12 protein-coding genes are annotated in these 13,818 nt (G+C 55.5%); 1 reads left to right on the forward strand and 11 read right to left on the reverse strand.

All coding sequences use genetic code 11. From position 1 onward, the window contains the following. From SBI19_RS28800 to SBI19_RS28845, 10 genes are all read right to left on the reverse strand, one after another. The coding region (locus SBI19_RS28800; RefSeq protein ID WP_317972975.1) for a transcription antitermination factor NusB at positions 1 to 722 on the reverse strand (722 nt) is incomplete at its 3' end. Continuing rightward, positions 719 to 1,672: a methionyl-tRNA formyltransferase gene (gene fmt / locus SBI19_RS28805; RefSeq protein WP_317972976.1), complete on the reverse strand. Its 954-nt coding sequence runs from the start codon at positions 1,670 to 1,672 to the stop codon at positions 719 to 721. The genes SBI19_RS28800 and fmt, both read right to left, overlap by 4 nt. 8 nt (positions 1,673 to 1,680) lie before the next feature. Next, positions 1,681 to 2,178 (reverse strand): peptide deformylase, encoded by a 498-nt coding sequence (def, locus tag SBI19_RS28810; RefSeq protein WP_317972977.1) that lies wholly within the window; start codon positions 2,176 to 2,178, stop codon positions 1,681 to 1,683. An 89-nt stretch (positions 2,179 to 2,267) separates the two neighbouring features. After that, positions 2,268 to 4,799 carry a primosomal protein N' gene (gene priA, locus SBI19_RS28815; protein ID WP_317972978.1) on the reverse strand — a complete coding sequence of 844 codons (2,532 nt, stop codon included), beginning with the start codon at positions 4,797 to 4,799 and terminating at the stop codon, positions 2,268 to 2,270. Beyond that, positions 4,796 to 6,019, reverse strand: a complete 1,224-nt coding sequence (gene coaBC / locus SBI19_RS28820) for a bifunctional phosphopantothenoylcysteine decarboxylase/phosphopantothenate--cysteine ligase CoaBC (RefSeq protein ID WP_317972979.1) — start codon at positions 6,017 to 6,019, stop codon at positions 4,796 to 4,798. The genes priA and coaBC overlap by 4 nt, the downstream gene beginning before the upstream one ends. Before the next feature lie 135 nt (positions 6,020 to 6,154). Then, positions 6,155 to 6,370 (reverse strand): DNA-directed RNA polymerase subunit omega, encoded by a 216-nt coding sequence (gene rpoZ, locus SBI19_RS28825; RefSeq protein WP_317972980.1) that lies wholly within the window; start codon positions 6,368 to 6,370, stop codon positions 6,155 to 6,157. Between the two features lie 15 nt (positions 6,371 to 6,385). Then, positions 6,386 to 7,003, reverse strand: coding sequence for a guanylate kinase (gene gmk, locus SBI19_RS28830; protein WP_317972981.1), 618 nt, complete (start codon positions 7,001 to 7,003; stop codon positions 6,386 to 6,388). A gap of 13 nt (positions 7,004 to 7,016) precedes the next feature. Beyond that, on the reverse strand, positions 7,017 to 7,277 hold the full coding sequence (gene remA / locus SBI19_RS28835; RefSeq protein WP_044479181.1) for an extracellular matrix/biofilm regulator RemA: 261 nt from the start codon (positions 7,275 to 7,277) through the stop codon (positions 7,017 to 7,019). Positions 7,278 to 7,670: 393 nt separating this feature from the next. After that, complete coding sequence (gene dapF / locus SBI19_RS28840; RefSeq protein ID WP_317972982.1) at positions 7,671 to 8,501, reverse strand: diaminopimelate epimerase; 831 nt, start codon at positions 8,499 to 8,501, stop codon at positions 7,671 to 7,673. 186 nt (positions 8,502 to 8,687) lie between these two features. Continuing rightward, positions 8,688 to 11,480: a calcium-translocating P-type ATPase, SERCA-type gene (locus SBI19_RS28845; RefSeq protein WP_317972983.1), complete on the reverse strand. Its 2,793-nt coding sequence runs from the start codon at positions 11,478 to 11,480 to the stop codon at positions 8,688 to 8,690. 183 nt (positions 11,481 to 11,663) lie between these two features. Between SBI19_RS28845 and SBI19_RS28850 the strand changes: the two genes are divergently transcribed. Further along, positions 11,664 to 13,427 carry an Rqc2 family fibronectin-binding protein gene (locus tag SBI19_RS28850; RefSeq protein WP_317972984.1) on the forward strand — a complete coding sequence of 588 codons (1,764 nt, stop codon included), beginning with the start codon at positions 11,664 to 11,666 and terminating at the stop codon, positions 13,425 to 13,427. An 86-nt stretch (positions 13,428 to 13,513) separates the two neighbouring features. On the opposite strand, the gene SBI19_RS28855 is transcribed toward SBI19_RS28850, so the two are convergent. Next, a partial coding sequence (locus SBI19_RS28855; protein WP_483312351.1) for a PHP domain-containing protein occupies positions 13,514 to 13,818 on the reverse strand: 305 nt, incomplete at its 5' end.

Below are 13,818 nucleotides of genomic sequence, written 5' to 3' on the forward strand. Positions count from 1 at the left end.
GCGCATCTGCGCGGCGGCTCATTGCCAGCCGCGCAGATGCGCTCCGCCGCCGCTTCGCCATAGGCGGCGATCCAGCGTGCGGCGAGCCACTCGGGATACGAGTGGCGGAGCGAGATTCGGCGGGCCGGGCTAAGCCCTGGCTGGCCCGCCACAGCGATCGGCGACAGCTCGTCGCGGCGCCGGATGAGGTTGCGAAGCATCCCGTTCACCATGCCGGAAATACCGGCATGTCCACGCCGCTTCGCGATGGTGACCGCTTCGTTCACCGCAGCATGTGCGGGAACGCGGTCGAGGAACAAGATTTGATACGCGCTGAGCCGAAGCAGCTGAAGAACCCACGGTTCCAGCTTCGAGAGCCCTTTGGACGCCAGCTCAGCAAGCGCGTAATCGAGCGACAGCTTGCGCTGAATCGTACCGTAGACAAGCTCCGTTGCGAGGCCGGCATCCGGACGAGACAGCTCTGCATGCTGCAGCGCCGAATTCAACACAAGGTTGCTGAACGCCTGCTCCTTCTCTACCTTAACAAGCACATCGAGCGCTACTTCGCGTGCGGTTGCTGGACGTCGCTTTGGCGATGCCCCTTGACCGCCGCCGCCATTCGGCTTAGCACTTGGCTTCTTGCCAGCTCCCGCAGCACCCGTTGGACGATTCTTCGTATTCAATCTATTCGCAGGGCGTTTGCCGTTTCCGACTGTGCCGCCCCCTGTTGTGCTGTTATTCATTGCACTTCACCGCCGAACCGTTGCCCACGCTCGAGTCTAGCGCCTTTCAGCCATTCAGCTGCCGGCATCGTACGTTTGCCTGCCGGCTGTATATCAAGCAGACGAAGCGTGCCCGTGCCCGTCTGTACAACGATGCCTTCCGGATCAGCGGACAACACAGTGCCTGGTGCATGCTCGCTGCCAGCAGCCGTTTCTGTAGACTCTACGACGCAGCGCCACACTTTGAACGGCTCCCCGTTCCAAAGTGTGAAAGCGCCTGCCATCGGCGACAGTCCACGCACTTGATTGAACAGCTGACGCGCGCTGCGGGACCAATCGATGCGCTCATCCTCGCGCGACAGGTTCGGCGCGTAGGTTGCATCTTCATGCACCTGCGGCACGGCCGTGACATTGCCCGCTTCGATCAGAGGCAGTGTGTCCGCCAGCAGCTCTGCACCTGCGATGCTCAGCTTCTCGAACAACGTACCGGACGTGTCCGCGTCCTCGATCGCCACCTCGACACGGCTGATCATATCGCCTGTGTCCAGCCCTTCTGCCATGTACATGATCGTGACGCCCGTAACGGACTCGCCGTTGATGATCGAGCGTTGAATCGGTGCCCCGCCGCGGTATTGAGGCAGCAGCGAGCCATGTACATTAATGCAGCCAAGCGGCGGCACTTCGAGCACGGCGCGCGGCAGAATTTGTCCATAAGCAGCGGTTACGATCAGATCCGGCTTGAGCGATTCAACCAGCTTGACTGCTTCTTCGCTGCGCATCCGTTCCGGTTGGTAGACAGGAATGCCATGGCTTAGCGCTGCCTCTTTCACAGGAGGGGGCGTAAGCTCGCGTTTTCTCCCTTTTGGACGATCCGGCTGCGTGAAGACGGCGACCACTTCATGGCCGCCCTCCAGCACGCGTTCAAGCGACGGGACCGCGAACGACGGCGTTCCCATAAACACGATTTTCATTGTAAGGCTCACTCTCCGTCCTTGCGCCGGCGCTGCTGCTGTTGTTTCGTAATATCGAATACGTTCTCAGCGATATCGGTAAACAGAATGCCGTTCAGGTGGTCGACTTCGTGCTGGAACGCACGCGCCAGATAGCCGACAGCATCGACCTCGAACGGGTTGCCATTACGGTCTTGACCCGCCACTTTCACCCGGTTGAACCGACTTACGTCGCCGTTCAAGTTCGGAATGCTAAGGCAGCCTTCCGGTCCGTACTGTTCGCCCTCGCTATACGTGATGACAGGGTTAACCATCTCGATCAATCCGTTCTCATCGCCGACATCGACGACGATAACGCGTTTCGAAATGCCGATCTGAGGTGCAGCAAGGCCAACGCCTTCTGCGTCATACATCGTTGCCGCCATATCGGTGAGCAGCTTATGCAGGTTCGGCGTGAATTTCGTTACTTCCTTCGCAACCTCACGCAAAACCGGATCTGGATCTTTTACAATAATACGAATAGCCATGAAGTTTCCCTTCCTTCTTAGATGAATGTTGTTCTGTTGTTCTAATAATGGAGCCAATGCGGCGCATTCGCCGTCTAACGCTATTTATCTTATAAAATCATATGAGGATCTACATCAATTCCGAACTGTACCCCGCGTCCTTCCGTCCCTTGCAGGAAAGGCTGAAGCGTCTTATTAAGCAGCCCGGTTGCATCGACGTTTCCACGATATTTTATCATACATTGAAAACGGTAGCGATCTTTCATCCGCGCGATCGGCGAGGCGACTGGCCCCAGCACGTCCAGCGCTTTCGGACCGCTGGATCCATCCACCCTGCCATAAACGCCCGCTGCGCCAGCCGCGTCGCGAAGTCGCTGCGCGAATTTTTCTCCGACATCGGTCAGCATCGGCAGCTGTTCATGCGACATCGTGATCAGAATAAGCCGACAATAAGGCGGGTAACCCATCGCCCTGCGATGCATCAGCTCTTCTCGTACGAACGACTCGTAGTCGTGATGCTGGGCCGTCTGAATGGCATAGTGCTCCGGCGCGTAGGACTGGATGACGACCTCGCCCGGCAGTTCATGGCGTCCCGCCCGTCCTGCCACCTGTGTCAGCAGTTGGAACGTCCTCTCCGCTGAACGGAAATCAGGAAGATGGAGCGAAGTATCCGCTGCTATAACACCAACCAACGTTACGTACGGAAAATCCAATCCTTTCGCAACCATCTGCGTGCCAAGCAGGACATCCGCCTTCCGCTCGCCGAACAGCTTCAGCCACTTCTCATGCGAGCCCTTCTCCGTCGTCGTATCAACATCCATTCGGATGACGCGTATACCTGGGAACAGCTTCACCAGCTCTTCCTCGACTCGCTGCGTTCCTGTACCGAAGAATCGGATATGTTCACTCTCGCATGACGGGCACTTCGCAGGTGCGCCTTCGGAGTGACCGCAATAGTGGCAGCGAAGCAGCCGTGTCTTCTGGTGATACGTCAGCGAGATGTCGCAGTGCGGACACATCGCCGTGTAGCCGCATGAGCGGCACATGACGAAGGTTGAATAACCGCGCCGATTGAGCAGCAGCACGGATTGTTCTCCCCGCTCCAGCCGATCGGCGAGCGCTTCATACAGCCTGCGGCTGAACATCGATCGATTGCCCCCCTGCAGCTCCCCGCGCATATCGATCACTTCAACCGGCGGCATCGGACGATCCGCCACGCGTCCTGGCATCGACAGCAGGGCTGGCGCGGCGAAGGCGCCGCTGCCCGCCGCATGAGGGGATCGGACAGCCGTTGCTGCCGCATACGATTCAAGCGACGGCGTCGCAGAACCAAGTACAACGGCGGCGCCGTGTTGTCTTGCCCGCTTCACCGCAACGTCTCGTGCGTGATATTTCGGACTTTCTTCCTGCTTATAGCTCGATTCATGCTCTTCATCGATGATGATCAAGCCGATCGATTCGAACGGCGCGAAGATTGCCGATCGAGCGCCTACCGCTACTTGAGCGCGGCGCTCGCGGATTTTGCGCCATTCATCATACTTCTCGCCATGCGACAGTCGGCTATGCAGAACGGCTACCGCATCACCGAACCTTCCTTTGAAGCGTTCGACCATCTGCGGCGTGAGCGAAATCTCTGGAACAAGAACAATTGCCTGCCGATCCATATCCAGACACTCTTGAATCGCTTGCAAGTAAACTTCTGTCTTGCCGCTGCCTGTTACCCCGTGAAGGAGAAACGGCTTCGGCTCGCGCGCATGGACGGATTTAGCGATCTGCTCCAGCACCTGAGCTTGGCCTTCCGTCAACGTCAATGGCTCCGTCTTCTTAAACATACGCCCGGCGTACGGATCGCGCTCGGTCTCGACCTCTCGAATGGTAAGCCAGCCCTTGTCGGCGACAGCCTTCACAACGGAGGCCGATGATCCCGTATCCGCAACCAACTGCTGCATCGGAACCGGAGCATCGACACTTAGCATATGAACAAGAATGTCGCGCTGCTTCGCCGCTCGTGCAGGCCACTGCTCCATTGCCTGCTCCGCTGCCTCCCGATCGTCCGGCGGAAACACGGTCAGCACTTTGCGAATGCTCACTTTGTCGCGAATGGCTACCCGCTCCTCGAGCAGTCCAAGCCGTATCGCTGCCTTCACGTATTCCGCTCCGTCCGGGAATCGTTCACGAAGCGCTTCAAGCTTAACCGCCCCGCTTCGCTTCAGCCATTCCCGCATGCCCTCCGGCAGCAGCACCGCCTCAGCAGCGGCGGGCTCGCTCGCTTCGAACGCTTCGCTCCAGCGAACATGCCGCTCCGCCTTGCCTTTGAGCGCAGCCGGAAGCATTGCTTGCAGCGCTGCAATCATCGTGCAGCAGTACTTGTCGCTCACCCATTCAGCGAGCTCGATAAGATCAGGTCGCAGCGGCGGCAGCGGATCAAGTAGCTCGGCAACCGGCTTCAGCCGCGATCGGTCCACTTCTGCTGTATCCAGCGGAGCAAGACCGATAACGAAGCCTTGCAGCACCCGTCCCGCAAAAGGTACGCCTACGCGGCTCCCAGGTTCTATCCAGCCTTGAAGCTCCTGCGGCACTTCATAATCAAATGGCCGATCCGTCTGGCGGCTCGGCACGTCAACAATGACGCGCGCGATCATTCGCGCACCTCCCCGGCCTCCATCTGTCCCATCCGTTCTGACGCCAACTTCAGTACGCGGCGCGCAGCATCGAGCTTGGACATGATCGGAAGCGCTTCTACCAGACCGCCTTTGTCATACACTCGAATAATGTTCGTATCCGAATTGAAGCCTGCGCCATCTTCGCTCACATCGTTGGCTACGAGCAGGTCACACCGTTTGCGCTGGAGCTTGTCCATCGCATAATGATCCAGATCGCCAGTCTCCGCAGCGAAGCCGATCAGAAATTGCGACGTTTTGCGTTCACCAAGCGTCTGCAAGATATCGGTTGTTTTGACCAGCTCGAGCATGATCCGATCACCGCTCTTCTTGATCTTGGAATCGGCACGTACAGCTGGCCGATAATCGGCCACAGCTGCCGACTTAATGACAAGGTCCGACTGCTCGAACCGCGACAACACTGCCTCAAGCATCTGTTGTGCCGATTCGACGCGTATAAAAGAAACGCCATCTGGCACCCTAAACGACGTTTTCGCAGCGACGACTGTTACCTCAGCGCCGTAATCACGCGCAGCCGCTGCGAGAGCAAAGCCCATTTTGCCAGAGGAATCGTTCGTCAAATAGCGGACCGGATCCAGACGTTCGACGGTTCCGCCAGCTGTAATGAGCACCTTCTTTCCAGCAAGCGGCTTGCGCGCAGATTCGACCAACATATCGCTTACGATCGCTGCGATCGACTCCGGCTCAGCCAGACGCCCCTTGGCCACATAACCGCAAGCCAATTGCCCGGTCTCCGGCTCGATGAAGCGGACCCCCCGCTCGGCAAGCAGCCGAAGATTGTGCTGAACCGCCGGATGCTCGTACATATGTACATTCATCGCAGGAGCAACGACAACGGGACAAGTCGCTGCGAGCAGCGTCGAGCTGAGCATATCGTCCGCAAGCCCATGCGCCATCTTCGCGATCATATTCGCCGTCGCCGGCGCGACAAGAATCAGATCCGCGCGATCAGCCAAGTCGATATGCGTGATGACTCCCGGATCCTTCTCGTCGAAAACTCCAACGTGGACCGGATTGCGCGACAGCGCCTGAAGCGTAAGCGGCGTGATGAATTGCGTTGCTCCCTCCGACATCATAACGTGCACATCGAAGCCTGCCTGCGTCAATTTGCTGCACAGCGCAGCGCCCTTGTAAGCGGCGATGCCGCCCGTGATTCCGAGTACAATCGTTTTCCCTTTCATCCGAAGATCGCTCCCTTCCGAAAACAAAAAAATAACAACCGCAATCCGGTTGTCACTTTTTCTGCCGTTCTGTTCGGCCAATATAGAGCGAGCTTGCATGCGATATCGCCGGCAGCCCACTCGCCTCTGCCGATCTTACTTATTGGACGGTGGAACCTCGACCGATTCAACCACGAGCATGTCATGGTAAATCTCTTCGAGCGCTACGCCAACCTGTTTGTGCGACTTCGCATTGCGAATTTCCGGCTTTGCGCCCTCGCGCAGCATACGCGCGCGACGGGATGCCGCCACAACCAGCTTGTATTTGCTGTCTACTTTCTCGATCATTTCATCAATGGATGGATACAGCATATCCTCTCACCTCATCTATGCTTTCTCTGAAGCTGCAGGCATTTGCGGCAGCTCAGTCAACAACCGATCTGCGCGGCAATGCTCCGCAGTAATGATGCTTTGGATTCGCTGGCATGCAGCATCGATCTCATCATTCACAACTGCATAGTCGTAATGACGAAGCAAGTTCATCTCTTCGACCGCAACTGTCATTCGGTGATCGATAACGTCTGCATTCTCCGTTCCACGGCCTGTAATGCGCGACTTCAGCTCATCGAGTGAAGGAGGCATCAAGAAAACAAACACGCCCTCTGGGAACTTCTGTTTCACCTTGAGCGCGCCTTGCACTTCAATTTCAAGAATGATATCCTTGCCCGAAGCAAGCGTGCGATCGACAAAATCACGCGGCGTGCCGTAATAATTGCCGACATACTCGGCCCATTCCAACAGCGCGTCATTCGCGATCATATCCTGAAATTGTTCCTGCGATTTGAAGAAATAATTGATACCATTAATCTCGCCTTGCCGCGGGCTGCGAGTCGTCGCAGATACGGAATAAACGAGCTCCGGCATACGATGACGCAAGCTTGCGCACACCGTTCCTTTGCCAACTCCGGAAGGCCCGGACAAAACGATTAATAATCCTCTGTTCATAAGACTCCCCGTACTATTCGTCATTATCGTCATCTTTGGCAGACAGACGATGTGCCACAGTCTCTGGCTGCACGGCAGACAGAATGACATGATCGCTATCTGTAATGATGACCGCACGCGTCCGGCGACCGTATGTTGCATCAATCAACATATGACGATCCCGTGCCTCTTGGATAATTCTCTTGATCGGTGCCGATTCCGGACTGACGATCGAGATGATCCGATTGGCGGACACGATATTGCCGAATCCGATATTGATAAGCTTGATTGCCATCTCAACTTCCCCCTCCGGTCCTTCACATGCAACTGTGTACGTATGAAAAATGCTTGCTAAGATTCGGAACGAGCAAGTCCCGGCTGCCGGAAAAATTGAAAGGTTTGGCAGAGCCCTGCACTAGTGTTGACGAATTCAGAGGCGCTCATACTCTCACACTGGCATGGCAAGTGCATTGTTTATCTATTCTAAAGGATTTCCATGCATCTCACAAGCTATTTTTGAATAAATCGGCTGAATATCGGCGAAAAACAACGAAATTCGACCAAATGCTCCACTTATGGCTCATCGTCCTCGTACGGGTGAGGCGACGGCACGCAATATTTCATAGAGCATGAAGAATGGGATCGGCTGCCCGACCCCACCTATTCTTAATTCTCAAACTTGTACTTTTTAGAGCTGTCCTGCGAACACAACCGCCGCTGGGCCCGTCATATACACATGATTGTCGGCCTCGTTCCACTCGATGAACAGGTCGCCGCCTTTCAACGATACCGTCACATTACGGTCTGTCAGACCATTCAGTACGGAAGAAACAGCCGTTGCACATGCACCGGTGCCGCATGCGAGCGTCGGTCCAGCGCCGCGCTCCCATACGCGCATATCCGTATGCGAACGAGAGTTAACCGTGACGAACTCTACATTCGTTTTACGCGGGAACGTCGGATGCGTTTCAATTTTTGGACCCCATGCTGCTAGATCAAAATTAACCGCGTCATCCACGTAGATAACGCAGTGCGGGTTGCCCATTGATACAGCCGTGAATGTGAACGCTCTTCCGTCCACTTCAAGGCGCTGCTCGATTACGCGTTCCGCATCGATCGTCGTTGGAACTTTCAATCCGCTGAGAATCGGTTCGCCCATGTCTACGCGCACCGTTTCTACTACGCCGTCCTTCACGTTAAGCTGTACAGGCTGCACGCCTGCGCCAAGCGTCTCGATCGTAATATTCGTACGGTCGATCAGCTTGTTGTCGTACACATATTTGGATACACAGCGAATCGCATTGCCGCACTGCTCCGCCTCCGAACCGTCGGAGTTAATGATGCGCATGCGGAAATCCGCCTGCTCGCTAGGCAGAATATAAACAAGTCCATCCGCACCGATGCCGAAGAAGCGATTGCATAGTTCGATCGCCAGCTCCGATGCATTGTCAGGCAGCGCCTGCTCTCCTGCGACAACGATGAAGTCATTGCCAAGTCCGTGCATTTTCACAAATTCCATAGTAATCGTTCCCTTCTGCAAGTCATGAATACAGCCGCTACCGAGCAGCTATCGACATTTTTGGTACTAGCATAATGGATTAACAGGCCGGACTCCATTCTCTAATTGCACTTTCATTTGCACTATTCCGCTAGTCGATAACAACAGCACAGCCCCCTGCTGTAGCTGCAGGAGGCTGCATGTTTGTTATCTAGCTGTGGAGTGTTTGCCCGTTGGGCTCCACTTCGTCTTGGACTTCTTACGGCCGGAGCTGAGAACACTGCCGATGCCCATAACGAACGTCGGAATGCCAGCCGCCACGAACACGAGGCACCATTCGCGGAAGTCGAGCGGCACCGTCTTGAATACCGGCTGGAGCGGCTTCAGATACAATACGCCAAGCATCAGCACGAGCGAAGACAACACGGCAAATACGAGATATTTGTTCTGCAGCAGATTGCGATGGAAGATCGAACGAGAGCTGCGGCAGTCGAACACATGAATGAGCTGGGCGAGCACGAGCGTTGCGAATGCGACCGTCTGCGCGAGCACGAGCTGGCCCGCGTCTCCAGGTGCCTTGGACAAGGTGAGCCAGAATGCGCCAAGCGTACAGACGCCGATCAGAATGCCGCGGCTGATGATTTTCCAACCCAAACGCCTTGCGAATATGCTCTCCGTCGCTGAACGAGGCTGCGTCTTCATCAAGTCCTTCTCTGCCTGATCGACGCCAAGCGCCATCGCCGGCAGACCGTCTGTTACGAGGTTTACCCACAGAATTTGAATCGGGATGAGCGGAAGCGGAAGCCCCGCCATCATCGCCAGGAACATCGTTAGAATTTCGCCTACGTTCGAAGCGAGAAGATAACGGATAAATTTGCGGATGTTCTCGTAAATATTCCGACCCTCTTCAATCGCTGCCACGATCGTAGCGAAGTTGTCATCGCTCAGGATGAGCGCAGATGCTTCCTTCGAAACGTCCGTACCCGAGATACCCATCGCGATGCCGATATCCGCTGCCTTGATCGCTGGCGCATCGTTAACGCCATCACCGGTCATGGCCACGACATGCCCCTGCCGCTGCAACGACTTCACGATGCGAAGCTTATGCTCCGGCGAAACGCGGGCATACACATAAATGTTGTCCGACATCTTATCGAGCTTGTCGTCATCCATCTGCGCAAGTTCGCGGCCGCTTATAGCCATGCCCCCGCGCGGCATAATGCCTAACTGATTTGCGATGGCCTCAGCCGTCAACTGATGATCGCCTGTAATCATGACCGTCTTGATACCGGCACGGCGGCAGGTCGCAATCGCTTCACGCACCTCTTTGCGAGGAGGATCGATCATGCCCGTCAGTCCGGCAAAAATTAACTGCGACTCCGCTTCTTCCGTCGTTTCGCAGCTGTCATGCGAACGCAAATCCCGATAGGCAAACCCGAGGACGCGAAGCGCTGAGCCTGCCATCTGCTCTGAAGCTTCCGCTACTTTGCGCTTAAGCGTTGCGGTGAATGGCATGACCTTGTCATCCCACAGCACATAATTGCACTGCTCCATGAGCAAATCCGGTGCGCCTTTGGCACATACCAATCTGCCGCCTTGATGCGAGACGATGACAGACATCCGTTTGCGCTCCGAGTCAAATGGAAATTCGGCTATGCGTTGATACAGCGGCTCCAGCGACTTCGCAGACATTCCTAATTTGGCTGCCAATACAGTCAGCGCACCTTCGGTCGGATCGCCTTTCAGCTGCCATTCTTCCTTGCGCTCTTCGACTTTCTTCCGCTTGACGGCCTTGTCCTCTGTTTCTGCAGACCGAACGACCTCGGCATTGTTACACAAAGCGGCGATTTGCAGCAGACGTCTAAGCGATTGGTCATGCTTCGGATCGACAGGCTTGCCATGCTCGTACGCTTCGCCGACAGGCTCGTAGCCCTCGCCAGTAATTTGAATCGCACGGCCGCTGAGCCAGACGCCGGTGACGGTCATTTTGTTCTGCGTCAGCGTACCTGTCTTGTCGGAGCAAATAACGGACGCGCAGCCTAGCGTCTCAACGGAAGGAAGCTTGCGGACGATTGCCTTGCGCTTAATCATACGCTGCACGCCGAGCGCCAGTGCGATCGTAACGATAGCCGGCAGACCTTCGGGAATGGCGGCAACAGCGAGACTCACGCCAGCCAAGAACATGCCGTAGGCCGGCTGTCCGTGCATAATACCCGCGATGACGACGACGATCGTCAACGCTACAGCGACGATAATCAATATTTTGCCAAGCTGCTCCAGCCGCCGTTGTAGCGGCGTTTCCATTTCTTCTGTTTTTTGAATGAGGTCGGCAATGCGCCCCATTTCGGTTTCCATCCCGGTGCGGATGACAACCCCTTTGCCTGTCCCGCCTGTAAGCATCGTACCCATGAAGCCAATGTTACGCTGATCGCCCAGCGGCAGCTCTGATTCCGATATCGGATTCGCATGCTTGCCTACCGGTACGGATTCGCCGGTGAGAGCCGACTCCTCCGCATAACAGCTGTTCGCTTGAATGAACCGAATATCCGCAGGGACCCGGTCCCCGCTCTCCAGCACGATCAAATCACCAGGTACAAGCTCGCTAGCAGGCACTACGATTGTTTCCCCGTCGCGAACGACCTTCGCCGTTGGCGCCGACAATGCCTTGAGCGCACGCAGCGAGCGCTCTGCTCGAAACTCTTGCACGAAGCCAAGCACTGCATTCAATACGATAATGGCCACAATCGTAATAGCATCAAGGAACTCGCCGAGCAAGCCGGAAATAAGCGTTGCGCCCATTAAGACGAGCACCATGAAATCTTTGAACTGATTCAGGAACAATAACAGCGGTGAAATACGAGCCCCCTCGGACAGCTCATTGTGGCCATACTGCCTCAGCCGTTCCTCCGCCGTCGCCCCCGTCAGCCCGCGAGCCGTATCGCAGCCTAACGATTGCTCCAGCGTCTCCGTTGGCAATTGATGCCATCTGTTCTGATCCATGCGAATAATCTCCCTCCCGCGATAAGCCGAATCGCCGACAATGCCGTTGCACAGGCGGACAGCCTTCCTGCCTCCAATCTATTCGGACAATCCGCAAATTATCCCAGCCTAGGGCTTAAGTTTTTCGCTTGACTATGGCATGATAGGAGGAAGACGCTAGAGCTAAAGGAGATTCCAACTACCATGTCTATGGACGGTATCGTTATACGAGCTGTCGTGCACGAGCTTCAATCGTGCGTCGGCAGCCGCATTCATAAAATTCATCAGCCCACTCCTCATGATCTTGTCGTACAAATTCGCGGCGGGTCGACACCTGGCAAGCTGCTCTTATCGGCGAATCCTACGTACCCGCGCGTACATTGGACAGAAGCTTCCTTCATCAATCCGCAGGAAGCACCGATGTTCTGTATGCTCATGCGCAAATATTGCGAAGGCGCTGTGATCGAATCCATTACACAGCCAGGCAGAGAGCGCGTCATCCATATCGATGTCCGGCAGCGCGATGAACTAGGCGATTTGTCGTTCAAACGCATCGTCATCGAAATTATGGGACGGCACAGCAATATTATTTTGCTGGACCCTGCAACTGGAGCTATTCACGATGGCATCCATCACGTAACCCCTGCGCTAAGCAGCTATCGTGTCGTCATGCCTGGCGCTGCGTATACGACGCCTCCGGAGCAGCATAAAGTCGACCCGATTACCGTCACGACAGAAGATGCATTTCGCGGCGCCTGGGACCAAGCTGAAGGCACCGAAGCGCCTGACAAGCGTCTTGTCGCTTCATTCGGCGGCATTAGCCCGCTCCTTGCAGGTGAGATTGTGCACCGCGCCGCGAAGGCGGACGCCGTCCACACCGCGGAAGCACTGACGCCTTCTGCAATATGGGGCTCATTCAACGAGATGATGTCTGCCTTCCGCGATGACCGTTATACCCCGAATATCGTAACGGAAACGAGAAGCGGCAAGTCCTACTTCTCCGTAACTGAACTGACTCGATATGAAGGCGAATCCGCTAGCTTCGACTCTATCAGCTCTTGCCTTGAAGCCTATTACGGCGATAAGGCAGAGCGCGACACCGTTAAGCAGCGCGCATCCGATCTGATCAAATTCGTTCAGAACGAGGTTGCGAAGAATAAGATCAAGCTGGAGAAGCTGAAGGATACGATCGAGGAGGCTAAGGGCGCTGACCGATATCGCGTGTTAGGCGAGCTGTTAACGGCCTACATGCACTCGATTAGCAAAGGCGATACGGCAATCGAAGTCATTAACTACTATGACGAAGAACAGCTTCCGATTACGATTGAGCTTGATCCGCTTATGACCCCTTCGGAGAACGCGCAGCGATATTTCCGGAAGTACAACAAGCAGAAGAACAGCCTGCTTGCCGTCGAGGAGCAGATTCGGATAACGGAAGAGGAAACCGCCTACTTCGAGCAGGTGTTCCTGCAGCTGCAGACGGCGGCGCTTCAAGACCTGCAGGAAATTCGAGATGAGCTGGTGGAAGGGCAATATTTGCGGGATCGAGGCACTAAGAAGGGGTCTAAGAAGAAGAAGGTAACGAAGCCTTCGCTTCTCTGCTACACTTCCTCTGAAGGGATTCCGATCTACGTAGGCAAGAACAATACGCAGAACGAATATTTGACGAACAAGCTGGCGGCTTCTTCCGATACGTGGCTCCACACGAAGGATATCCCCGGTTCTCACGTCGTCATTCGCAGCGAAAGCTTCGGCGACCAGACGCTGCAGGAAGCCGCAATGCTTGCAGCTTATTACAGCCAAGCCCGTGAATCCAGCCAAGTGCCTGTTGACACAACTCTGATCCGCCACGTGCGCAAGCCGAATGGCGCGAAACCAGGCTTCGTTATCTATGATAAACAGAAGACGATCTTCATTACGCCGGATGAACAGCGTATTCGTTCCCTGCCGAACGTTATTAAGAATTAACGCAACGCAAAAACGGATGAACAAGCGCGCGAACGCGCCTGTTCATCCGTTTTGTCTTGTATAAGAGTTTCTGACTTGTATTTCATCTAAATCGGTTTATTGTTATCCGCTGCAATCCGCCGCAGCTGTTCCGCTACGCTCAGTTCTACCGATCTGCCGCCAATCGGACCATGAAACACAACGCCGCGCTTCTCTCCGTGGAAGTCCGATCCGCCCGTTGCCACCAGTCCGTACCGCTCTGCGATTGCATGATAACGCTGCTCATCCTCTGGCGAGTGATCGGAGTGGTACACTTCTACTCCTTGCGCCCCATGCCGCACAATCGCCTCTACCAGCTCATCGTCGCCGTACAGCCCCGGATGCGCGATGACGCACACGCCGCCAGCCTCGC

The sequence above is a fragment of the Paenibacillus sp. CCS19 genome, from assembly GCF_033239625.1.
Taxonomy (GTDB): domain Bacteria; phylum Bacillota; class Bacilli; order Paenibacillales; family Paenibacillaceae; genus Paenibacillus_T.

Excerpts from the sequence above, each read along its gene's own strand:
- fmt (WP_317972976.1), bottom strand. The coding sequence starts at position 1,672 with ATGAAAATCGTGTTTATGGGAACGCCGTCGTTCGCGGTCCCGTCGCTT.
- def (WP_317972977.1), bottom strand. The coding sequence starts at position 2,178 with ATGGCTATTCGTATTATTGTAAAAGATCCAGATCCGGTTTTGCGTGAG.
- priA (WP_317972978.1), bottom strand. The coding sequence starts at position 4,799 with ATGATCGCGCGCGTCATTGTTGACGTGCCGAGCCGCCAGACGGATCGG.
- coaBC (WP_317972979.1), bottom strand. The coding sequence starts at position 6,019 with ATGAAAGGGAAAACGATTGTACTCGGAATCACGGGCGGCATCGCCGCT.
- rpoZ (WP_317972980.1), bottom strand. The coding sequence starts at position 6,370 with ATGCTGTATCCATCCATTGATGAAATGATCGAGAAAGTAGACAGCAAA.
- gmk (WP_317972981.1), bottom strand. The coding sequence starts at position 7,003 with ATGAACAGAGGATTATTAATCGTTTTGTCCGGGCCTTCCGGAGTTGGC.
- remA (WP_044479181.1), bottom strand. The coding sequence starts at position 7,277 with ATGGCAATCAAGCTTATCAATATCGGATTCGGCAATATCGTGTCCGCC.
- dapF (WP_317972982.1), bottom strand. The coding sequence starts at position 8,501 with ATGGAATTTGTGAAAATGCACGGACTTGGCAATGACTTCATCGTTGTC.
- SBI19_RS28845 (WP_317972983.1), bottom strand. The coding sequence starts at position 11,480 with ATGGATCAGAACAGATGGCATCAATTGCCAACGGAGACGCTGGAGCAA.
- SBI19_RS28850 (WP_317972984.1), top strand. The coding sequence starts at position 11,664 with ATGTCTATGGACGGTATCGTTATACGAGCTGTCGTGCACGAGCTTCAA.